The organism is Cupriavidus sp. 2TAF22, from assembly GCF_052115045.1.
In the GTDB taxonomy this organism is placed as follows: Bacteria; Pseudomonadota; Gammaproteobacteria; order Burkholderiales; family Burkholderiaceae; genus Cupriavidus.
In genome coordinates this window covers 13,548-33,887 of the sequence record NZ_JBFRFX010000017.1, presented here as the reverse complement: position 1 = coordinate 33,887, position 20,340 = coordinate 13,548, and the positions used below count along the sequence as shown (strand labels likewise).

20 protein-coding genes are annotated in these 20,340 nt (G+C 68.5%); 7 read left to right on the top strand and 13 right to left on the bottom strand.

What is annotated here, in order from left to right:
• Positions 1–74 precede the first annotated feature (74 nt).
• The 4 genes from hslU to AB4Z48_RS20960 all read right to left on the bottom strand — a co-directional run bounded on the left by hslU (position 75) and on the right by AB4Z48_RS20960 (position 4,459).
• Complete coding sequence (hslU, locus tag AB4Z48_RS20975) at positions 75–1,406, bottom strand: ATP-dependent protease ATPase subunit HslU (RefSeq protein WP_441617447.1); 1,332 nt, start codon at positions 1,404–1,406, stop codon at positions 75–77.
• A gap of 61 nt (positions 1,407–1,467) precedes the next feature.
• The gene (gene hslV / locus AB4Z48_RS20970) at positions 1,468–2,004 is read right to left on the bottom strand and encodes an ATP-dependent protease subunit HslV (protein ID WP_441617445.1); all 537 of its coding nucleotides are present in this window, start codon (positions 2,002–2,004) and stop codon (positions 1,468–1,470) included.
• Between the two features lie 259 nt (positions 2,005–2,263).
• Positions 2,264–3,250 carry a tripartite tricarboxylate transporter substrate-binding protein gene (locus AB4Z48_RS20965; RefSeq protein ID WP_441617443.1) on the bottom strand — a complete coding sequence of 329 codons (987 nt, stop codon included), beginning with the start codon at positions 3,248–3,250 and terminating at the stop codon, positions 2,264–2,266.
• Between the two features lie 309 nt (positions 3,251–3,559).
• Positions 3,560–4,459 carry an alpha/beta fold hydrolase gene (locus tag AB4Z48_RS20960; RefSeq protein WP_441617441.1) on the bottom strand — a complete coding sequence of 300 codons (900 nt, stop codon included), beginning with the start codon at positions 4,457–4,459 and terminating at the stop codon, positions 3,560–3,562.
• Between the two features lie 237 nt (positions 4,460–4,696).
• On the opposite strand from AB4Z48_RS20960, the gene AB4Z48_RS20955 reads away from it, so the two are divergent.
• From AB4Z48_RS20955 to AB4Z48_RS20930, 6 genes are all read left to right on the top strand, one after another.
• On the top strand, positions 4,697–5,218 hold the full coding sequence (locus AB4Z48_RS20955; RefSeq protein ID WP_441617439.1) for a Fur family transcriptional regulator: 522 nt from the start codon (positions 4,697–4,699) through the stop codon (positions 5,216–5,218).
• Between the two features lie 100 nt (positions 5,219–5,318).
• Complete coding sequence (locus AB4Z48_RS20950) at positions 5,319–6,398, top strand: CobW family GTP-binding protein (protein WP_441617437.1); 1,080 nt, start codon at positions 5,319–5,321, stop codon at positions 6,396–6,398.
• A 304-nt stretch (positions 6,399–6,702) separates the two neighbouring features.
• The gene (dksA, locus tag AB4Z48_RS20945) at positions 6,703–7,389 is read left to right on the top strand and encodes an RNA polymerase-binding protein DksA (RefSeq protein ID WP_441617435.1); all 687 of its coding nucleotides are present in this window, start codon (positions 6,703–6,705) and stop codon (positions 7,387–7,389) included.
• Positions 7,390–7,683: 294 nt separating this feature from the next.
• Positions 7,684–9,012 (top strand): zinc metallochaperone GTPase ZigA, encoded by a 1,329-nt coding sequence (gene zigA, locus AB4Z48_RS20940; RefSeq protein WP_441617433.1) that lies wholly within the window; start codon positions 7,684–7,686, stop codon positions 9,010–9,012.
• On the top strand, positions 9,002–9,472 hold the full coding sequence (locus AB4Z48_RS20935; RefSeq protein ID WP_441617431.1) for a hypothetical protein: 471 nt from the start codon (positions 9,002–9,004) through the stop codon (positions 9,470–9,472). The genes zigA and AB4Z48_RS20935 overlap by 11 nt, the downstream gene beginning before the upstream one ends.
• Before the next feature lie 168 nt (positions 9,473–9,640).
• Positions 9,641–11,818 carry a TonB-dependent receptor gene (locus tag AB4Z48_RS20930; RefSeq protein ID WP_441617429.1) on the top strand — a complete coding sequence of 726 codons (2,178 nt, stop codon included), beginning with the start codon at positions 9,641–9,643 and terminating at the stop codon, positions 11,816–11,818.
• Positions 11,819–11,840: 22 nt separating this feature from the next.
• Here the strand turns inward: AB4Z48_RS20930 and AB4Z48_RS20925 are convergent, their stop codons facing one another.
• A complete protein-coding gene (locus AB4Z48_RS20925; RefSeq protein WP_441617428.1) occupies positions 11,841–12,464 on the bottom strand; it encodes a glutathione S-transferase family protein in 624 nt (207 codons plus the stop codon).
• A gap of 297 nt (positions 12,465–12,761) precedes the next feature.
• Between AB4Z48_RS20925 and AB4Z48_RS20920 the strand changes: the two genes are divergently transcribed.
• Positions 12,762–14,342 carry an ABC transporter substrate-binding protein gene (locus AB4Z48_RS20920; protein WP_441617426.1) on the top strand — a complete coding sequence of 527 codons (1,581 nt, stop codon included), beginning with the start codon at positions 12,762–12,764 and terminating at the stop codon, positions 14,340–14,342.
• A 4-nt stretch (positions 14,343–14,346) separates the two neighbouring features.
• Here AB4Z48_RS20920 and AB4Z48_RS20915 read toward each other — a convergent pair whose 3' ends face one another.
• The 8 genes from AB4Z48_RS20915 to AB4Z48_RS20880 all read right to left on the bottom strand — a co-directional run bounded on the left by AB4Z48_RS20915 (position 14,347) and on the right by AB4Z48_RS20880 (position 20,233).
• Complete coding sequence (locus AB4Z48_RS20915) at positions 14,347–14,931, bottom strand: GNAT family N-acetyltransferase (RefSeq protein WP_441617425.1); 585 nt, start codon at positions 14,929–14,931, stop codon at positions 14,347–14,349.
• Positions 14,932–14,958: 27 nt separating this feature from the next.
• On the bottom strand, positions 14,959–15,570 hold the full coding sequence (locus AB4Z48_RS20910) for a hypothetical protein (RefSeq protein WP_441617424.1): 612 nt from the start codon (positions 15,568–15,570) through the stop codon (positions 14,959–14,961).
• A gap of 93 nt (positions 15,571–15,663) precedes the next feature.
• Positions 15,664–16,596 carry an MBL fold metallo-hydrolase gene (locus AB4Z48_RS20905; protein ID WP_441617423.1) on the bottom strand — a complete coding sequence of 311 codons (933 nt, stop codon included), beginning with the start codon at positions 16,594–16,596 and terminating at the stop codon, positions 15,664–15,666.
• Positions 16,597–16,678: 82 nt separating this feature from the next.
• Entirely contained in the window at positions 16,679–17,371 is a 693-nt protein-coding gene (locus AB4Z48_RS20900; RefSeq protein WP_441617421.1) for a 2-hydroxychromene-2-carboxylate isomerase, read from the bottom strand.
• Between the two features lie 50 nt (positions 17,372–17,421).
• Positions 17,422–17,694 carry a DUF1289 domain-containing protein gene (locus AB4Z48_RS20895; protein ID WP_441617419.1) on the bottom strand — a complete coding sequence of 91 codons (273 nt, stop codon included), beginning with the start codon at positions 17,692–17,694 and terminating at the stop codon, positions 17,422–17,424.
• A 36-nt stretch (positions 17,695–17,730) separates the two neighbouring features.
• Positions 17,731–18,264, bottom strand: a complete 534-nt coding sequence (locus AB4Z48_RS20890; RefSeq protein WP_441617418.1) for a YbaK/EbsC family protein — start codon at positions 18,262–18,264, stop codon at positions 17,731–17,733.
• A 21-nt stretch (positions 18,265–18,285) separates the two neighbouring features.
• Complete coding sequence (locus AB4Z48_RS20885; RefSeq protein WP_441617416.1) at positions 18,286–19,230, bottom strand: hydroxymethylglutaryl-CoA lyase; 945 nt, start codon at positions 19,228–19,230, stop codon at positions 18,286–18,288.
• 61 nt (positions 19,231–19,291) lie between these two features.
• On the bottom strand, positions 19,292–20,233 hold the full coding sequence (locus AB4Z48_RS20880; RefSeq protein WP_441617414.1) for a 2-hydroxyacid dehydrogenase: 942 nt from the start codon (positions 20,231–20,233) through the stop codon (positions 19,292–19,294).
• Between the last annotated feature and the right edge of the window lie 107 nt (positions 20,234–20,340).

Sequence of the window (20,340 nt, the reverse complement as noted above, 5' to 3'; positions counted from 1 at the left end):
CGAATGCAAATCGCCCCGCGCGGGCACAGGTCCCGCGCGGGGCGATCGCCGGCCTCGATGGCCGGAACCACGGCTTACAGCACGTAGCGCGACAGGTCTTCGTTGCCGGCCAGGTCGCCGAGGCGCTCGTCCACGTAGGCCGCGTTGATGGTGACCGTCTCGCCGGACGACCTGGTGGCGTGGAAGGACAGATCTTCCAGCAGCCGCTCCATCACCGTGTAGAGGCGGCGCGCACCGATGTTCTCGACCTTTTCGTTGACCGAGAAGGCGATCTCCGCGAGGCGGCGGATGCCGTCCGGCGCGAACACCAGCTGGACCTGCTCGGTGGCGAGCAGCGCCTGGTATTGCTTGGTCAGGCTGGCGTCGGTCTGCGTCAGGATGGCTTCGAAATCGGATACCGACAGCGATTCCAGCTCGACGCGGATCGGGAAGCGGCCCTGCAGTTCAGGGATCAGGTCGCTGGGCTTGGAGAGGTGGAAGGCGCCGGAGGCAATGAACAGGATGTGATCGGTCTTGATCATGCCGTACTTGGTGTTGACCGTCGTGCCTTCGACCAGCGGCAGCAGGTCGCGCTGCACGCCCTGCCGCGAGACCTCGCCGCCGCCGACTTCGCTGCGGCTGGCGATCTTGTCGATCTCGTCCAGGAACACGATGCCGTTCTGCTCGACGTTGGCCACCGCCTTGTGCTTGACCTCTTCGTCGTTGAGCAGCTTGGACGCTTCCTCGTCGATCAGCAGCTTGAACGCTTCGTGCACCTTCATCTTGCGGCGCGCCTTCTTGCCCTGGCCGAGCCCGGCGAACATCGTGCGGATCTGCTCGGTCATGTCTTCCATGCCCGGAGGACCCATGATGTCCATGCTGGGGGCGCCGGCGGAAACCTCGAGCTCGATTTCCTTGTCGTCGAGCTGGCCTTCGCGCAGCTTCTTGCGGAACACCTGGCGGGTGTTGGAATCCTTTTCCTCGGGCTGGTTGAAGCCGATGTCGCGCGGCGGCGGCAGCAGCACGTCGAGCAGGCGGTCCTCGGCGGATTCCTCTGCCTTGGTGCGCACCTTCTTCATTTCGGATTCGCGCGCCTGCTTGACTGCCATCTCGGCGAGATCGCGCACGATGGTGTCGACGTCGCGGCCGACATAGCCCACCTCGGTGAACTTGGTCGCCTCGATCTTGATGAAGGGCGCGTCGGCCAGCTTGGCCAGGCGGCGCGCGATCTCGGTCTTGCCCACGCCGGTCGGCCCGATCATGAGGATGTTCTTCGGGGTGATTTCCTGGCGCAGGGGCTCTTCCACCTGCTGGCGGCGCCAGCGGTTGCGCAGCGCGACCGCCACCGCCTTCTTGGCCTTGTCCTGGCCGATGATGTGCTTGTCGAGTTCGGAAACGATTTCCGACGGGGTCATGGTATGCGACATGGTATCCGTTCAAGAAGGGACGGACCGGCGCGCGCCTGCGGGCAGCGCGGCCGGCCGACGCTTATTCCAGCGTCTCGATGACGAAATTGGTATTGGTGTAGATGCAGAGCTCGCCGGCGATGCCCAGCGACTTTTCAACGATATCCCTGGGGGCCAGTTCGGTGTTCTCCACCAGCGCCTTGGCGGCCGACTGGGCATAGGCGCCGCCCGAGCCGATCGCGGCGATGCCGCCTTCGGGGTCGAGCACGTCGCCGTTGCCGGTGATGACCAGCGTGGTGTCGCGGTCGGCGGTGATCAGCATGGCCTCGAGCCGGCGCAGCGCGCGGTCCGAGCGCCAGTCCTTGGCGAGATCGACGGCGGCGCGGGTCAGGTTGCCCTGGTATTTCTCCAGCTTGGCCTCGAAGCGGTCGAGCAGCGAGAACGCATCGGCGGTGCTGCCGGCGAAGCCGACCAGGACCTTGCCGTTGTAGATGCGGCGCACCTTGCGGGCGGTGCCCTTCATCACGATATTGCCCAGAGTGACCTGGCCGTCACCGCCCAGCGCAACCTGGTTGCCGCGCCGGACGCTGACGATGGTAGTGCCGTGATACTGTTCCATGATGCCTTCGCGTGAATATGCCTGGAGGCTACTTGGCGACGGGTGCCCACGAATTCAAGAGCCGCCGTGCGGGCCGTGCCACCCGGGCCGCCTGCCGGGCACGGGCACCAGACCAATATAGACGAGACACCCGCGGTGCCGCCAAGCAGCGGGCGGATGGCCGCGCGAAGCGGCAAGCAAAAAGGCCACGCTCACGCGTGGCCTTTTCATCATCCGGCGCTGGATTCAGCGCCTGGTCTCGCCGGATCGCGCCGCGAAATCAGTCGGCATAGACACCGGCCTTCTTGATGACCGGGGTCCACTTGTTGATTTCGGCCGTCAGGAACGTCTTCAGCGAATCCGGCGTGGCGCGCGGGGCAGGCACGGCTTCCGCACCCAGTTCGGCCATCTTGGCGCGGAAGGTCGGGTCGGTCACGGCCTTCTGCAGCGCGGCGGACAGCTTGTCCACCACAGGCTTGGGCGTGCCCTTGGGCGCGTACATGGCGTGCCAGATCTTCACTTCCACGCCCGGCAGGCCTTGCTCGGCCGCGGTCGGGATGTCCTTGAAGGCTTCCACGCGGCGGCTCTGCATGGCGGCGTAGGGCTTGAGCGCGCCTGCCTTGAGCTGGCCGGCGATATTGGTGGTCTGGTCACACATCAGGTTGACCTGGCCACCCAGGATGTCGGTCAGCGCCGGCGCCGTGCCCTTGTAGGGCACCGTGGTCAGCTCGGTCTGGATCGCGCTCTGGAACAGCAGGCCGCACAGGTGCGAGGCCGAGCCGATGCCGGCGTTGGCCAGCGACAGCTTGGCCGAATTGGCCTTGATGTACGGCAGCAGGTCCTTGAAGTTGCTCGGCGGCAGGGTCTTGTTGCCGACCATCACCATCGGCACGTCGGCGATCTCGCCCACCATTTCGAAATCCTTGAGGGGATCGAAACCGAGGTTGCGGTACAGCGCCGGCGCCGTCGACATGCCGATATGGTGGATCAGGATGGTGTAGCCGTCGTTCTTGGACTGCGCCACCTTCTTGGCACCGATGGTGCCGCCGGCGCCGCCGAGGTTCTCGATCACCATCGTGGTGCCCAGGTGCTTGGACATGATCATGACCAGCTCGCGCGCGACCTTGTCGGTCGGACCGCCCGCCGCGAACGGCACCACGGCAGACACTGGCTTGTTGCCCGGGAATTCCTGCGCCTGCGCGCCCGCATTTACGCCCATCACGCCAACCGCCAGCGCGGCCGCTACAAACTGTGCAACTCGTTTCATGCTTTTCTCCTGGATACCCGGCTCATTCCCATTCCACGCTGTCCCGGCCGGACCGGCGCGCGCCCTGTCGGGCGCCGCCGCTCCTGTGCCGCCGATCCTGTGCCGCCGACCCCGTCCGGAACGGCGGCGCCGACCATGGCGCAAGGCACAGCGTATGCGGCCCGCGGCAACCGCCGCGCAACCGGAGCGCAATGCTATCAATGTCGAAAAGTGTCAAATATCCGGAAAAACCCGGGAATACATTTTCATCACATCTTAACTTCACCGCTTCTCTCTTCACCGCTTCTGCATTTACGCGGCAACCTCCCTTCAGCAGAAGAAGTCCAGCATCTCACGCAGGAGGATCTCCGGCGCTTCCTCCGGAATGTAGTGACCGCACGGCACCTCGCCGCCGCTGACGTCGGCGGCGACCTCCTGCCAGAGCGAGAGCGGCTCGAAGCAGCGCGCCACCACGCCGTGCTCGCCCCACAGCACGCGCAGCGGGCCTGCCACGCGGCGGCCGTCGGACCGGTCGGCGCGGTCGTGGTCCAGGTCGACCGTGGCCGCGGCGCGATAGTCCTCGCACATGGCGTGCACATGGGCCGGATCGCGCATGGCGGCAATGTAGGCAGCCATTGCATCGGGGACGAAGGGACTGGGGCCGGCCTGGCGCAGGCCCATCAGCTTCTTGAGATAGAACTCGGGCTCGGCATTGATCAGCGTTTCGGGAAACGGCGCCGGCTGGATCAGGAAGAACCAGTGCCAGTAGGCTGCGGCAAAGGCCATGCTGGTGCGCTCGTACATCGCCAGCGTGGGCGCAATGTCGAGCAGCATGGCGCGCGTGACGGCGCCCGGATGATCCATGCACAGGCGGTGCGCCACGCGCGCGCCGCGGTCGTGCGCGCACAGCGCGAAGCTGCCGAAGCCCAGGCGGGCCATCAGGTCCACCTGGTCCTGCGCCATGGTGCGCTTGCTGTAGTTCTCGTGGCCGGTGCTGCCCGGGGGCGCGTCGCTGGCGCCGTAGCCGCGCAGGTCGGTGGCGATGACGGTGAAGCGGTCGGCCAGCGCTGGCGCCACCTTGTGCCAGATCAGGTGGCTTTGCGGATGGCCGTGCAACAGCAGCAAGGGCGGGCCCGAGCCGCCCTGCACGCCGGCGATGGTCACCTCGCCGACCTGCATGCGGAACGGCTCGAAATTGGGGAACAGCAGGGCACTGGCATCGTTCTGCATCTTCGGAGTCTCCTGGCGGATCTGCGTCAATTCATGCGCGGCAATGCGGCGGGCCGCCGGGCGCGAAGCCCTCCCGGGATGCGCGGCGCGGCCTGCTGCTGCCGATGATAGCCGCTCCCGGGACGCTGCCGGGGCAAGCCCGGCGCGAGACCGGCCAGCCACCGGAAGCGGCCTGTGCCGAAGCGCAGTTGACGCAACTGAATTGCATCAGTACGGGGGCTATGGTTAAATCGGCCCATGAGCAGCAGCCCCATCCCCAACCTGGCCACGCCTGCCGCAAGCATGGCGCCGGCGGCGGCCACCCTGGAAGCCGCCCACGAGCGCCTGCGCGAACTGGGCGCCCGCGTCACCCAGCCGCGCCTGGGCATCCTGGCCTGCCTGATGGAAAGCGACGAAGCGCTCACCCACCAGGCAGTGATCGACCGCATGCCGGCCGACGGCGAGGCGGTCGACCGCGTCACCGTCTACCGGGTGCTGGACTGGCTGGTCGAGCAGGGCCTGGCGCAAAAGCGCGCCGGCCACGACCGCGTATTCCGCTTCAGCCTGGTCGAGCACGAGGCCGCGCGCGCCCAGGTGCACCGGCAGCACAGCCACTTTCACTGCAACCGCTGCGACCGCACTTTCTGCCTGGATGGCGCCGGCGTGCCGGCCCAGTCGGCGCCCAGCGTGCCGAGCGGATTCGCCGTCGAGCACGTGGAGCTCACCGTCAACGGCGTCTGCGCCGAATGCGGCGCGCGCACACCCGGGCGCACCGGATGAGCTTGCGCACCGCTTGCCCGCACATGCCCCCGGCATCACCCCAAACAACACCGGCCCCGCGCACGCCAGGCCAGGCGGAATTCCCTTCCCGGAGAAAACAATGTCAAAACTGATCCCGGTCACCATCCTGACCGGCTTCCTCGGCAGCGGCAAGACCACCCTGCTCAAGCGCATCCTGAGCGAGCAGCACGGCATGAAGATCGCCGTGATCGAGAACGAGTTCGGCGAAGAAAACATCGACAACGAAATCCTCGTGCAGGATGGCCGCGAACAGATCGTGCAGATGAGCAACGGCTGCATCTGCTGCACCATCCGCGGCGACCTGGTGGCCGCGCTGTCGCAGCTTGTGACCCGGCGCGACGCCGGCGAGATCGATTTCGACCGCGTGGTGATCGAGACCACCGGCGTGGCCAACCCCGGCCCGGTGGCCCAGACCTTCTTCATGGACGACGAGATCGCCCAGCGCTACCTGCTGGACGCCGTGATCACCCTGGTAGACGCCAAGCACGCCCACCTGCAGCTCGACAAGCAGGAAGAAGCGCAGCGCCAGGTGGGCTTTGCCGATGCCATCTTCATCACCAAGGCGGACCTGGTGCCGGAAGCCGACATGGCCGATCTGCGCCACCGCCTGCTGCACATGAACCCGCGCGCGCCGGTGCGCACGGCGCATTTCGGCGAGGCGCCGATCGACACGATCTTCGACCTGCGCGGCTTCAACCTGAACGAAAAGCTGGAGATCGACCCCGATTTCCTGCGCGCCGAGGAGGAAGAGCACGAGCACGACCATGGGCACGACCACGCCCACGGCGACCAGTGCGCGGACGATTGCGGCCACGATCATGGCCACGGTCACCAGCACGACCACCACCACCATCACCATCACACCGACCGCATCGGCTCCTTCGTCTTCCGCAGCGACAAGCCGTTCAACTATGGCAAGCTGGAGGAATTCCTGTCCGGCATCCTGTCGGTCTACGGCGAGCACCTGCTGCGCTACAAGGGCGTGCTGTACATGGACGCGGTCGACCGCAAGGTGGTGTTCCAGGGCGTGCACCAGCTCATGGGCAGCGATATCGGCGCCAAATGGGGCGACGAAACCCCCGGCACCAAGATGGTGTTCATCGGCGTGGACCTGCCCAAGGACGCCATCCTGAAGGGCCTGGCGACCTGCCTGGCCTGACCCCGCGGCGGGCGCCCAACGCCTGCCCTGCCATCCCCCTCCGGCGAGGGGGGTGGGAACTCAGGGAAAACTCCCCCGCTTTTCCCCCATATCTCCAAAATTTTTGTTCAAGTACAATAGTCTGGATTTAGTGCGGGTTACGCAGCCTCGGTTGCGGCATCCGCGCAATGCAGGGCGGCGGTCGTCGTCAGCATGAGGCGGGCTGCCGGCAGGTGCGGTCGCAGTGCTTCGTGCGGGGACCGCCTTCCGCCCGGGGTACCCCTCCCGCGCCGACATCGACCGACGCGAGAAAGAGAGGTGTCCCATGGTAGCCGCAACGAAAACGAAAGAAAGCCGCAGCAAAAACGGTAGCGCTGCGGCCGAGACGCTGAAGGCGCTGCCCACCAAGGCTGCGCCTGCTCCCCGCGGCAGCACGGTGCACGCCGGTGCGGGCGAGGCCAAGGGAGGCACGCAAAGCAGCAAGACTGCAGCCAGCCAGAGCGAAACGTCCGAGCCGCGCAAGCGGCAGGACACTGCACCCGAGCGGACCAAGACGCCGCCGGTCGCATCAACAAGAGAATCAGCAGCAACCATGAGCAGCAATAAACTTCTGACTGAAGCTGAAATCCTGAAGATGGGCGACAAGGATTACATGAACGAGGCGCAACTCGCCTTTTTCAAGAATCGCCTTGAGCAGCTGCGCGACGATATCCTGAAGAACGCCGATCAGACCACCGAGCACCTGCGTGAAACGGTGATCGTCCCGGATCCGGCTGACCGCGCCACCATCGAGGAAGAACACGCGCTCGAACTGCGCACGCGCGACCGCGAGCGCAAGCTGCTCAAGAAGGTCGAGCAATCGCTGGCCCGCATCGAGTCCGGCGACTATGGCTGGTGCGAGGAAACCGGCGAGCCGATCGGCGTGCCGCGCCTGCTGGCGCGCCCCACCGCCACGCTCTCGCTGGAAGCCCAGCAGCGCAGGGAACTGCGCCAGAAGCTGTTCGGCGACTGAGCCGGCCCCGCCCCCCGCGCTCCCAGACGGCCCGGTTTTCCGGGCCGTTTTGCTTGGGGCGCCGATTGGGGCGCCGATAGGAGCCCTGCTTGCGGCCCGCCGCCTTCCATGTTGCCCGGGCGGGCGCCAGCTTCCCGACACGCCGTTGTGGTGTCACAGTCACGGACCTATCATTAGGGACGGCAGGATTCGTGCGCCCCACGCGCCCGGAAGGCCCGGAACCTCCCGCTTTCTGATACAGTCGCAACTTTGTTGCAATAACACGCGCGCCTTCTCCCGGCGTGCCTTCCCGCCATGGCCGATCGCCTGCCCGTCACCGTGCTGTCCGGATTTCTCGGTGCCGGCAAGACCACCCTGCTCAACCACATCCTCGCCAACCGCGAAGGCAAGCGGGTGGCGGTGATCGTCAACGACCTGGCGGACGTGAACATCGACGCCCGGCTGGTCGGCGACGGCCTGGTGGCACAGGCTGGCGAGCGCCTGATCGAGCTGTCCAACGGCTGCATCTGCTGTACGCTGCGCGAGGACCTGCTCGCCGAGATCGGCAAGCTGGCGCGCGAAGGCCGCTTCGATTACCTGCTGGTGGAATCCACCGGCGTGGCCGAACCGCTGCCCGTCGCCGAAACCTTCACCTTCGAGGACGAGCAGGGCGTGGCGCTGGACAGCATCGCCCGCCTGGACACCATGGTCACGGTGGTCGACGCCGCGCATTTCCTGCAGGACTTCAACGAAGCCGATTTCCTCCAGGACCGCGGCCAGGCCCGCGACGAGGACGACGACCGCACCGTGGTGGACCTGCTGATCGAGCAGGTGGAATTCTGCGACGTGATCGTGCTCAACAAGCTCGACCTCGTCAGCGACACCGAACGCGCGCGCCTGACCGGCATCCTGCAGTCGCTCAACCCGCGCGCGGCCATCGTGCCGGCCAGCTTCGGCAAGGTAGCGCTGGACAGCGTGCTCGACACCGGCCGCTTCGACTTCGACGCCGCCGCCGCCGCCCCCGGCTGGCTGGCCGAGCTGCGTGGCGAGCATGTGCCGGAAAGCGAGGCCTACGGCATCGGCAGCTTCGTCTACCGGCGCCGCCGTCCCTTGCACCCGCAGCGTTTCGCCGACCTGATCCATACCGAATGGCTGCGCGAGCACGGCAGCGTGCTGCGCTCCAAGGGCTTCTTCTGGCTGGCCACCCGCATGGACACGGCGGGCACCTGGGGCCAGGCCGGCGGCGTGTGCCGCCACGGCGGCGCCGGCGCCTGGTGGGCCGCGCTGGATGCGTCCGAATGGCCCGAGGAAGAAGACAGCCGCGCCGAGATCCAAGCCGACATGACCGTGGACGGCCAGCCCGCCCCCTTCGGCGACCGCCGCCAGGAGCTGGTGCTGATCGGCCAGGACCTAGACCGCCCCGCGCTGGAAGCGCTGCTCGACGCCTGCCTGCTGACCGATGCCGAGATGGCGGGCGGCCCCGAAGCCTGGGCGAGCTACCCCGACCCGTTCCCGGCCTGGGAAGACGGCCTGGACGACGATCACGTGCATGGCGACGACTGCGGCTGCGATGACCACGGCCATGGCCATCATCACGGCCACGCGCATGGTCACGACGACGGGCACGGCGGGCATGGCCACTAAGCCTCTGCCTCCCTGGCAGCGCCTGCAGCGCCGCCGCGCGCATGGCCTCGGCCTGTGGCCGGCGTTGTGGCTGGCGCTATGCCTGCTGCTGTCCCAGCATGCCGGGCTGACCCACCGCATCCATCACGGCGGGCTGCTGTATGCGCCGGCGCTGGCCGGCGAGCGCGAAAGCGCCACGCACGAATTCCCGGCCGCCGTTGCCGCCGCCGCGGCCAGCGCGTCCGGACACGTGGCCCAGCCCGAACCCGACACCCCGCTGTCGCTCAAGCTGGCCGGACACTTCTGCGTCCTGTTCGACGGCGCCACCGTCGCCGCAAGCCATTGCGGCACGCCGGCCCTGCCGGCGCTGACGCACCTGCAATCCCCGCTGCCGCCCACCAAGGGCTGGCGCAAGCCTGACCTGCCGCCGGCCAGGCCCTTCCACTCGCGCGCGCCTCCAGCCGTCTCCGCTCTCGCCTGATTTCCGGGCCGCGGCAGCCATGCCGCCGCCCGTTCCCTGACGCAACGCGCCACGATCCGCAATCCGTGCCCGCCGCCGCCCGCGCCTTCCTGCCGCGCCGGGCAGCCCGAGGCACACGTGCGGGCGCCGGCGCCGCGCGCTCGACAGCATCCAAGAGCACCGCGAGCCATGTCTTACCGCCTCCAACAAGAATATTTCCTGCGGCGCACGCCGCTGGCCGCCGTCGCGGCCCTGATCGCCTCGGCCTCCACCTGCGCCCTGGCGCAGGGCACGCCTGCCGCTCCCGCCGCGCCGGCCACCTCCGCCAGCTCCGCCGCCCCTGTCCCTGCCGCCACCCCGGCAGCCGCCACCCTGCGCGAAGTGGTGGTCACCGCCAATCCGCTCGGCAGCGAGCTCACCGACCTGGTGGCGCCGGTCTCCAGCCTCGGCGGCGACGCCCTCGCCGTACGCCAGGCCAGCACGCTGGGCGAGACGCTGGACAAGCTGCCGGGCGTGTCCTCCAGTTATTTCGGCCCCAACGCCAGCCGCCCGATCATCCGCGGCCTGGACGGCGACCGCATCAAGGTGCTGCAGAACGGCGGCAGCACCATCGACGCCTCCACGCTTTCCAACGACCACGCGGTGCCGGTGGACCCGCTGGTGGCCGAGCGCATCGAAGTGGTACGCGGGCCGGCCGCGCTGATGTACGGCGGCAACGCCATCGGCGGCGTGGTCAACGTGATCGACAACCGCATCCCCAAGGAGCCGATCGAGGGCGTCAGCGGCACGGTGGACGCCAGCGCGACCGCCGGCGGCGACGGCGCGCGCGGCACCAGCGGGCTGGTCGAGGCCGGCAACGGGCAATTCGCCGTCCACGCCGACGGCTTCGTGCGCAAGACCAGCGACCTGCGCATCCCCGGCTATGCGCGCAGCGCCAGCCTGCGCAACAGCCAGCCGCTGCCCGCAGGCGAATCCGAGGCCTACGGCCGCCTGCCCAACAGCAACGCGCAGCAGCAAGGCGGCTCGCTGGGCGGCTCCTACACCTGGGTCGACGGCTTCGTCGGCGCCAACTACAGCGAGTACCACAACGAGTACGGCACCCCGGCCGAGGACGACGTGCGCCTGCAGATGCGCCAGCAGCGCTTCGCGCTCGAGGGAGAAGCGCGCAACCTGGCCAACCAGACCGGCGGCTTCATCGAGTCGGTCAAGGGCAAGTTCAGCTATACCGACTACGAGCACAAGGAAATCGAGTCCGGCCAGACCGGCACCATCTTCAAGAACAACGGCTGGGACGCGCGCTTCGAAGCCAAGCATGCGCGCATCGGCAACATGACCGGCGTGATCGGCACCCAGTTCGGCTCGACACGCTTTTCGGCGCTGGGCGAGGAAGCCTTCGTGCCGAGCACCGACACCGATAACGCCGCCCTGTTCATCTTCGAGGAAATGCCGCTGACCGCCGACGGCGACCTCAAGCTCAACCTGGGCGGCCGCATGGACCACACCAGCGTCAAGGCACATGCCGACGGCAACGACCGCTTTTCCGACGCCAGCCGCAGCTTCAACGCCGGCAGCGCCTCGGCCGGCCTGCTCTACAAGCTGGCCCCGGCCTGGTCGCTGACCAGCAACCTGGCCTACACCGAGCGCGCTCCCACCTTCTACGAGCTCTACGCCAACGGCCCCCACGTGGCCACCGGCTCGTGGGAGCAAGGCGACCCCAACGCCGCCAAGGAACGCGCCACCTCGCTGGACCTGGGCCTGCGCTTCAAGTCCGGCCCGCACAGCGCCGGCATCTCTGGCTACTACAGCCGCTTCTCGAACTACCTGGCGCTGACCAATACCGGCACCGCGCGCGACGCGGAAGGCGATTTCGTGACGCCCGGCAGCGCCGGCGCGCTGCCGGTGATGCAGTACATGGGCGTGCCGGCCACGCTGTATGGATTCGAGGCCGAAGGCCGCGCGCGCGTGGCGCAGAAGCTGCTGACCGGCAGCGACACCGTCGACCTGGAAGCGCGCGCCGACTACGTGCACGGCGAGAACCGCGCCACCGGCGAGCCGCTGCCGCGCCTGTCGCCGCTGCGCCTGGGCGGCGCGATCGTCTACGGCGCGGGGCCCTGGGGCGCGCGCGCGGACGTGACCTACGCCGCGCGGCAATCGCGCGTGCCGGCCAACGACACGCCCACCGACGGCTATACCTTGCTCGGCCTGTCCATCACCTACAAGTTCAAGATGGCCGGCACCCAGACGCTGATCTACCTGCGCGGCGACAACCTGACCAACCAGGACGCCCGCAGTTCGACCTCGATCCTGCGCGACATCGCGCCGCTGGCGGGACGCAACGTCAAGATCGGCTTGCGCACCTCGTTCTGAGCGGCGGCGCAGGCCGCCCGCCTCAGGAAATGCCGTTGCAACCGTGCCGGGCAAACCCCGCGCGGCCACGCAAGCGTGCGAAGTACGCCGCCACCGCGGGATAGTCCGGGTGCGCCAGCGGCGTGGCGTACCACCGGTTGACCGAGAGGCCGAGCGGGATATCGGCGAGCGAGAAACTGCTGCCGGCGGCATAGCCGCCGGTGGCGGCGAGTTGCCGCTCGAGGATGCCCATGCAGCGCGACCAGCCTGCGACGGACGCCTCGACCAGCGCAGCGTCCTGATGCGCTGGCGACTGCCGCGCCAGTGCCATGAAGGCGTACCGCCAGGCGGGGTTCAGCTCCGACGCCTGCCAGTCGATCCACTGGTCGATGCGCGCGCGCACGCGCGGGGCGGCGGGATAGATGGCCGCGCCGCCGTATTGCGCCGCCAGGTAGCGGATGATGGCGTTCGACTCCCACAGCACGAAGCCGCCGTCGTCGAGCACGGGCACCATCGCGTTGGGATTGAGCGCCAGGAACGCCGGCGTATCAGTGGCGCGAAAGCCCGAGCCCCAGTCTTCGCGCTCAAAGGGCAGGCCAAGTTCGTCGCAGCACCACAGCACCTTGCGCACATTGATGGAGGAGGCCTTTCCCAGGATCTTCAGCATGGTCGTCAGGAGCTTGCAGTTGCATTGGCGGACAGCGCGGCTGCGCGCGCTGCATCCAATATACGGCCAGGCTGCCAGGCCGCACAGGGACAGTCGCGCCGATTCGCGGCGGGCCAGTCGCACCGCGCCCGTGCCTGGCCGCGGTGAAAGCGCGGCAAGGCACGCGGAAAGAAGCACGCGCTGCGTGCATCGCCGCCTCGCCGCGGTGCATCCGGCGCTGCGGGTCGGCCCGCCTTGACACCCGCGCCGGCGAGTCCCGACAATGCCTCACCGCTCCAAGCCAACAGGGACCACCCGATGACCATCATCCGCCGCGCCCTTGGCGCCGCAGCACTCGCCACAAGCCTCGCCTGCGCATCGCTCTCCCCGTCCGTCATGGCCGCCGGGCTGACCATCGGCCTGTCCGGCGACATCACCTCGCTCGACCCGCACTATCACAACGTCACGCCCAATGCGAACGTGGCCGAGCACATGTTCGAAGCGCTGATCGCCAAGGACGAGAAGATGCGCTTCAAGCCGGCCCTGGCGCTGTCCTGGAAGCCGGTCGACGACACCACCTGGGAAATCAAGCTGCGCCCCGGCGTGAAATTCCACGACGGCAGCGAATTCACCTCGGCCGACGTGGTCTACTCGCTCAACCGCCCCGCCACCGTCAAGAACAGCCCCTCGCCGTACACCATCTACACCAAGGGCTTCAAGGACATCGTCGCGGTCGACAAGCTGACCGTGCGCATCACCACCAACGGGCCGTACCCGCTGGTGCCCAACGACCTCTCCACCATCTACATGGTGTCGAAGAAGGTCGCCGAGAATGCCACCGGCGACGACTTCAACAGCGGCCGCGCCATGGTCGGCACCGGGCCTTTCAAGTTCGTCAGCTTCCGCAAGGGCGACCGCATCGAGCTGGCCCGCAACGACGGCTACTGGGGCAACAAGCCCGAGTGGGACACCGTCTCGCTGCGCATCCTCACCAGCGACGCCCCGCGCGTGGCCGCGCTGCTGGCCGGCGACGTGCAGGTCATCGAGAACGTGCCCACCTCGGATATCCGCAAGCTCTCCTCGGATCCGAACGTGAGCGTGTTCAAGGTGCCGACCTTCCGCATGATGTACCTGCACCTGGACAGCAACCGCGACGTCACGCCCTTCGCCGCCGACAAGGCCGGCAAGCCGCTCGCCAGGAACCCGCTCAAGGACCCGCGCGTGCGCGCGGCCATCTCGCATGCCATCTCGCGCCAGGCCATCGTCGAGCGCGTGATGGAAGGCGCCGCCGAGCCCACCGGCCAGCTGGTCAACTCCACGCTGTTCGGCTACGTGCCGTCGCTCAAGCCAGACACCTTCGACGCCACCGCGGCCAGGAAGCTGCTGGCCGATGCCGGCTACCCGGACGGCTTCCAGCTTACCCTGCACGCGCCCAACAACCGCTACGTCAACGACGAGCAGGTGGCGCAGGCCATCGCCTCGATGCTCGCGCGCGTCGGCATCCAGACGCGCGTCGAAGCCATGCCGTCCGCCACCTTCTTCACGCGCGCCAACAAGCTCGACTTCTCCTTCATGCTGGCCGGCTGGGGCGCCGACACCGGCGAAGCCGGCTCCTCGCTCAAGTCATTGCTGGCCACCTACGATCCCGCCCGCGGCTGGGGCGCATCCAACCGCGGGCGCTACAGCAATGCCGCGCTCGATGCCAAGCTGACCACCGCGCTGACCACCATCGACGACCGCGCGCGCGAGAAGCTGCTGCAGGAGGCGACCGAGGTCGGGATCAAGGACTACGGCGTGATCCCGCTGTATTTCCAGATCAATGTCTGGGCGGCCAGGAAGGGCTACAAGGTGGTGCCAAGGCAGGATGAACGGACCTACGCGTTCGCCATCACGAAGTAGCGCCTCACGCGGCGCCTGATTTCCGCGCGCTGCCGGCCTGGCCGGCAGCCTGGTACCACGGCGGTACCAGCGAGTACATTGCCGCCGCGCACGGTACCCCGTGCAGCACCAGCCGGTTGCGTGCGATGCATTCGAACTGCGCGCCGATCTTCTCCGCCACCGCGCGGCTGAGCACATTGTTCTCCGCGGCGACCACCTCGAGCCGCGTCAGCCCGAGCCGGTGGAATCCGTAGCAGGCCATCAGGTCGGCCGCGCGCGCGCCAAGCCCCTGGCGCTGGCGGCTCTGCCGTATCCAGTAGCCGAGGTTGCCGAAGTTGTAGTCGCGGTTGATCTGGTTGATGGAGACGCCGCCGTACAGCTCCCTGCCGTCCGGCGCGAACACGCCGATGTCATAGGCTTCGCCGGTGCCCATGGCTTCCGTGCACATGTCGAACCAGCTCTCGGCATCGCGCACGCTGTAGCTGGCGTGGCACCAGGGCATCCACTTGCCCACGGTGTCGAGCGATTCATGCACGGCCGCGACGAACTGCGGCACGTCGGTGTAGCGAAACGGACGAAGCTGGAAGCCCTGGCCGTGGAGCGCTTGCATGGTGTGTCCTCGCGTTCCTGTCACCGTTCAGCGCCGGGACCCGCCGCCGCGGGCCATTGCCCCGGCGATCAGCAGGCGGGCCTGCACGCGCGCATGCAGCAGGGCCATGTCGGCATGGCGCAGGCGCGGATCGCGGCTGAGGATCGCCATCGCCTTGCCGGCCTGGCGCGCGCTGGCGATGCCTGCCTCGGCCGCGGCGCGGTCGATCGCGGCATCGAGCTCGGGCTCGGACAGCGGCGCGGCGATGCGGGCCGCCAGGCTCAGCGCGGTGTCGTCGAAACCGGCGCCGTCATCGAAATGAATGCGGCCTTCGATCGCCACGTCGAGACCCTGCGCGTCGAGCTCGCCGAAGCGCAGCTCGCTGACGTCGACCGCGTGGTGACGGCCTTCCACATAGAGCGAGCCGTCGATGTAGCCCGGCTCGGGATTGAGCGGAAAACGCAGGCGCCTGCCCGCCAGCTCTGCCAGGCTGCGGCTGGGCAGGCTCAGGCCGTCGAGCCGCAGCGCGGTGCGCACCTGTGCGCCGCCGAGCAGGAAGGGGGCCAGTTCGACCAGCAGGTCGGCGCCGTGCGCGTGGATCGCAGAGGGCGAAAGATGGGCAACCAGGGGCTGGAGCAATACGACGGGAAAGACAGGCATCGGCGGCTTCCTCGCAAATGGTCGGGGCGCTTGCCTACATGCTACGGCGTCCGGCTGGCGCGATCAAACGGAAAACGAGGGCGCCGCCGCCGCTCAGTCGCGATTGCAGACGTCCGCGCCTTCCATCGCCAGCGCACCGGCCTTCACCAGCGACGCCAGCATGCGCCCGAGCATGCCGCCAAGATCCTCGCCGTCCATGAAGCGGGCATGGATGCGTTGCATCAGCGGCGTCTGCTCCATCCATGCCAGCAGCGCGCCATACGGCATGCGCTGCTGCTCGAGCAGCTTGAACTTCAGCAGCACCTTGACCGCATGCGCGGCGTTGCGCGCGGGGTCGGCGCGCAGGTACGCCAGGCGGGCGCCGGCCACGTCGAGCGCGGCGGCCAGATTGGTGAAGGGCCGGCCGTGGCCGGGTATCACCACGCGCGCACCGAGCGTGGCGATACGCTCCAGCACCGCAGCCTGCTCGGCGAAGCCGCTCTCGCCGTCGAGTTCGGGAAAGATCACGCCGAAGCCGTTCTCCCACAGCGCGTCGCCCGAGATCAGGATGCGCTCCTGCGGGGCGAACAGCATCACCGCGTGCGGATCGTGCCCGGGCGCGGCGACCGCCTGCCAGTCGATGCCGCCCAGGCGCAGCACATCGCCGTCCTGCACCACGTCATCGAAGCCGAAACGGTCGCATTGCTGGCCGGTGGCGCGATAACTGAGCATGTCGTCATCCCAGCCTTGCACGGCGGCGGCCTCCGCCGCCGGAATCAGCGTGCGCGGCTGCCAGCGCCGCTGCAGGATGGCGTTGCCGCCGCAATGGTCGGAGTGCAGGTGGGTGTTCACCAGGCGCCGCAGGGGCCGGCCGCGCAGGCCGGCCTCGACCAGCGCCAGCGTCTGCGGCGCATGCGTGACATAGCCCGAATCGACCAGCGCGGTGTCGTCGCCGTCGAGGAACAGGATGTTATTGGCCGACAGCCAGCCGCGCTCGAACACGCGCAGGGTGGCCGGCAGGACTGGTGGCGTGAAGGGTTCGGGCATCTGGCGTTGTCTCGTCTCTTGTTCTTGCTCTTGTTCCGGCTCTTGCTCTTGCTCTTGTACGGCTTGTCGTGCCGCTGCGCTGCTACTGGCCGGCGGGCTTCGGCGCATCCGCGCGGCCCGCGCCGACAGGCAGCGCGCCGGCGGCGCGAAATGCAGCGGAGGCAAAGAACGGATCCTGCCGCAGCCGGGCGCCGAGCATGTCGAGCGCGTCCAGGCCCCAGAACAGCTGCCCCGCGGCATCCCCCTGCACGATGGCGGTGGGCACGCCGAACACGCCGCGCGACACCGCCTCTTCGCCGTGCTCGCGCAGGCGCGCCTTCACCGCCTCCTGCGCCAGCGCAGCGGCGGGTACGCCCAGCGTGGCGCACAGCGCGTCGAAATCCGCCTGTTGCTGCGGCACGCGTCCCTGTTGCCAGACGAAGCCGAACAGCGGCGCCAGGGTCTCGCGCGACAGCCTGCCGTCCAGTTCCAGCGCCACCGCCAGCCGCAACAGGGGCAGCGGATTGAAGGGGTGCACGGCGGGCATGGCGAGCGGGGTCTCGTCGCGGTGCGCGATCCAGGCCACATGCTCGAAGGTGAAGCGGCGCTTCGGCGCGATCTCGGCCGGGCCGACATTGCCCCAGTGCCGCAGCAGGCCCGCGAACAGCACCGGCACGTAGCGTACCCGCGCACCGGCCGGCAGCACGCGCGGCAGCCGTTCGAAGGCGAGATAGGAGAACGGCGAGATCGGGTCGAAGTACCAATCGATGACAGCAGGATCGTGGACAGCAGTCATGGGCAACCTCAGTCGGGAAACTTCTGTCGGGAAACTTCTGTCGGGAAACCTCAGTCGGTGTCGCAGGCGCGCGGGCCCGCGCAGGCCTGCGCCGCCAGTTGCGCGGCGCGGGCGGGCAGGCGCGCCCAGGTCGCGCGCCTGCCGGCGTCGTCGCTGCCGGACCAGGCGGCGATTTCCTCGATGGTACGCAGGCAGCCTTCGCAGTAGCCGCTGGCCGTATCCATGCGGCAGACATTGCGGCACGGTGACGGCACCGGCTGCGCGTGCTGCGCGGCTTGCGCGCCGCGCGTCAGCTCGGCGACCAGGCGGGAAAGCCGCGACATGGCGTCAGTGCCAGCCGCGGTGGGCACGCCGCGGCATCATGCCAGCCCGCGCTGCGCCACGTCGGCCACCGCGGCCCCGGTCATGCGCTGCAGCTCCTGCGGGGTGAGGTTGAACACCGCGTGCGGATGGCCGGCGGCAGCCCACAGGCTGTCGTAGCGGAACAGGTCGCTGTCGAGCAGCATCACCGGCGCCACCGCGTGGCCGATCGGGCAGACGCCGCCGATGGCATAGCCGGTCTTCTCGCGCACGAATTTCGCATCGGCCTTGCCGAGCGGCCCGACCACGGCGGCCACCTTGGCCTCGTCGACGCGGTTGCTGCCGCTGGCGATCACCAGCACCGGCGCATCGTCGGCGACGCGGCGGAAGATGATGGACTTGGCGATCTCGGCCACCGAGCAGCCGAGGCCGGCCGCGGCCTCGGCCGAGGTCTTGCCGGTGGCCGGCAGCATCACCACGGGCTTGGCGTGGCCCAGGCCGGCCAGCAGGCCGGCCACGCGCTGGGCCGCCTCGGGCAACGTCGCCGACGCGTCAGCGCTATCCAGGGAGCCATGCAGGGAGCGATCGTTCATATCATCTGTTCCGTATCTGTCTCACACGCAGGCAGGCGCGGCGCCAGCGGCATCGGCGGCTGCCGCCCACTTGGACAGCAGCGCGCGGCCCACGCGCGAGCTGTTGGCGCGGCCGATGGACTGCGAGATGAAATCGCCGGCGCGCACCACCTGCTCCAGGTCGATCCCGGTGTGGATGCCCATGCCGTGCAGCATGTACAACACATCTTCGGTGGCGACATTGCCGGTCGCGCCCTTGGCGTAAGGGCAGCCGCCGAGACCGGCGACCGAGGCGTGGAAGGTCGAGATGCCGGCCTGCATGCTGGCCAGGATATTGGACAGCGCCTGGCCGTAGGTATCGTGGAAATGGCCCGAGAGGCGGTCGGCGGGGAACTCCGCCGCCGCCGCGTGCATGACTTCCTGCACGCGGCCGGGCGTGCCCACGCCGATGGTGTCGGCGATGTCGATCTCGTCGCAGCCAAGCTCGCGCATGCGGCGCACCACGTCCACCACCGCGTGCACCGGCACTTCGCCCTGGTAGGGGCAGCCCAGCGCGCACGAGATGCTGGCGCGCAGGCGCAGGCCTTTATCCTTGGCGGCGGCGGCCACCGGCTCGAAGCGCGCGATGGACTCGGCGATCGAGCAGTTGATGTTCTTCTGCGAGAAGGCCTCGCTGGCGGCGCCGAAGATCACCACCTCGTCCGCCCCGGCGGCCACCGCGCCCTCGAAGCCCTTGAGGTTGGGCGTGAGCACCGAATACAGCGTGCCCGGGCGGCGCTGGATGCGCGCCATCACGTCGGCGCCGTCGGCCATCTGCGGCACCCATTTGGGCGAGACGAACGAGGCCGCCTCGATATTGACGAAGCCGGCATCGCTGAGCCGGTTGATCAGGTCGACCTTGACCTCGGTCGGCACCATCGCCTTTTCGTTCTGCAGCCCGTCGCGCGGGCCGACCTCGACGATCTTCACATAGTTGGGCAGGGTCATGGCGTCTCCTCCTTGTGCTGTCTTCGACCGCGGCGCGCACGCCGCGCTCCTGTGTGTGTCTTCAGTAACCGCGCTGCAGGTCGACCACGCCGGCGATCGGCTGGCCCGCGCCGAGCGCGCGGATCTTGCCGGCGATCTGGGCGATGCTGTCTTCGCGCAGGGTCAGCGCGGCGATATGCGGGGTGATGGTGATGCGCGGCTCGCGCCAGAACGGATGCTCGGCCGGCAGCGGCTCGGTACGGAACACGTCGAGCATGGCGCCGGCGATCTGGCCGGACTGCACGGCCGCCAGCAGGTCTTCCTCGACCAGGTGCGGGCCGCGCGCCACGTTGACCAGGTAGGCGCCCTTGGCCAGCTTGCCGAGCAGCCCGGCGTCCAGGATGTTCTCGGTTTCCGGCGTCAGCGGCAGCACGTTGACCAGCACGCGCAGGCCGTCCAGGAACCCGGCCTGGCCAGCCTCGCCGGAGAAGCCCTGCACGCCCTCGATCTCGCGTGCCGTGCGGCTCCAGCCGCGCACCGGGAAGCCGAAGCCGGCCAGCGCCTGTGCGATCTGCGCGCCGAGCGTGCCCACGCCCATCACGCCCACGGTGAAGTCGGCGCGGCGATGTGGCTTGAGGAAGCGCCAGTTGCCGGCCTGCTGGGCCAGCGAATACTCGTCGAGGCGGCGGAAGTAGCGCAGTACCGCGTGCGTCACGTATTCGATCATCTGGGCAGCCATGCCCGCATCGTCCAGGCGCACGATGGGCACGCCGTCCGGCAGCGCCTGCGGGTCAGCGTCGCGCAGCCGCAGGATGCCGTCCACGCCGGCGCCAAGGTTGAACACAGCCTTGAGATCGGTGCGCCCGCGCAGCATTTCCAGCGGCGGGCGCCACACCACGGCGTAGTCGGCGCGCTCGTTCTTGCTGTCTTCCCAGGTCACGCATTGCGCCTCGGGCAGGGCTTCGGCAAAACCGTCGGTCCAGGGCTGGTAACGGCCGTCCGGCACATACAGCTGCAACTTCATCTCTTCTCCACGGTGGGGTTCTTGTCGCGTTTCGTCGTATTTTCGCAGAGATGGCAGAGGAGCGGGGGAATGGGGATGGCTGCCGGCTTCGTAGTGCGCGTGGCGGA

Excerpts from the sequence above, each read along its gene's own strand:
- hslU (WP_441617447.1), bottom strand. The coding sequence starts at position 1,406 with ATGTCGCATACCATGACCCCGTCGGAAATCGTTTCCGAACTCGACAAG.
- hslV (WP_441617445.1), bottom strand. The coding sequence starts at position 2,004 with ATGGAACAGTATCACGGCACTACCATCGTCAGCGTCCGGCGCGGCAAC.
- AB4Z48_RS20965 (WP_441617443.1), bottom strand. The coding sequence starts at position 3,250 with ATGAAACGAGTTGCACAGTTTGTAGCGGCCGCGCTGGCGGTTGGCGTG.
- AB4Z48_RS20960 (WP_441617441.1), bottom strand. The coding sequence starts at position 4,459 with ATGCAGAACGATGCCAGTGCCCTGCTGTTCCCCAATTTCGAGCCGTTC.
- AB4Z48_RS20955 (WP_441617439.1), top strand. The coding sequence starts at position 4,697 with ATGAGCAGCAGCCCCATCCCCAACCTGGCCACGCCTGCCGCAAGCATG.
- AB4Z48_RS20950 (WP_441617437.1), top strand. The coding sequence starts at position 5,319 with ATGTCAAAACTGATCCCGGTCACCATCCTGACCGGCTTCCTCGGCAGC.
- dksA (WP_441617435.1), top strand. The coding sequence starts at position 6,703 with ATGGTAGCCGCAACGAAAACGAAAGAAAGCCGCAGCAAAAACGGTAGC.
- zigA (WP_441617433.1), top strand. The coding sequence starts at position 7,684 with ATGGCCGATCGCCTGCCCGTCACCGTGCTGTCCGGATTTCTCGGTGCC.
- AB4Z48_RS20935 (WP_441617431.1), top strand. The coding sequence starts at position 9,002 with ATGGCCACTAAGCCTCTGCCTCCCTGGCAGCGCCTGCAGCGCCGCCGC.
- AB4Z48_RS20930 (WP_441617429.1), top strand. The coding sequence starts at position 9,641 with ATGTCTTACCGCCTCCAACAAGAATATTTCCTGCGGCGCACGCCGCTG.
- AB4Z48_RS20925 (WP_441617428.1), bottom strand. The coding sequence starts at position 12,464 with ATGCTGAAGATCCTGGGAAAGGCCTCCTCCATCAATGTGCGCAAGGTG.
- AB4Z48_RS20920 (WP_441617426.1), top strand. The coding sequence starts at position 12,762 with ATGACCATCATCCGCCGCGCCCTTGGCGCCGCAGCACTCGCCACAAGC.
- AB4Z48_RS20915 (WP_441617425.1), bottom strand. The coding sequence starts at position 14,931 with ATGCAAGCGCTCCACGGCCAGGGCTTCCAGCTTCGTCCGTTTCGCTAC.
- AB4Z48_RS20910 (WP_441617424.1), bottom strand. The coding sequence starts at position 15,570 with ATGCCTGTCTTTCCCGTCGTATTGCTCCAGCCCCTGGTTGCCCATCTT.
- AB4Z48_RS20905 (WP_441617423.1), bottom strand. The coding sequence starts at position 16,596 with ATGCCCGAACCCTTCACGCCACCAGTCCTGCCGGCCACCCTGCGCGTG.
- AB4Z48_RS20900 (WP_441617421.1), bottom strand. The coding sequence starts at position 17,371 with ATGACTGCTGTCCACGATCCTGCTGTCATCGATTGGTACTTCGACCCG.
- AB4Z48_RS20895 (WP_441617419.1), bottom strand. The coding sequence starts at position 17,694 with ATGTCGCGGCTTTCCCGCCTGGTCGCCGAGCTGACGCGCGGCGCGCAA.
- AB4Z48_RS20890 (WP_441617418.1), bottom strand. The coding sequence starts at position 18,264 with ATGAACGATCGCTCCCTGCATGGCTCCCTGGATAGCGCTGACGCGTCG.
- AB4Z48_RS20885 (WP_441617416.1), bottom strand. The coding sequence starts at position 19,230 with ATGACCCTGCCCAACTATGTGAAGATCGTCGAGGTCGGCCCGCGCGAC.
- AB4Z48_RS20880 (WP_441617414.1), bottom strand. The coding sequence starts at position 20,233 with ATGAAGTTGCAGCTGTATGTGCCGGACGGCCGTTACCAGCCCTGGACC.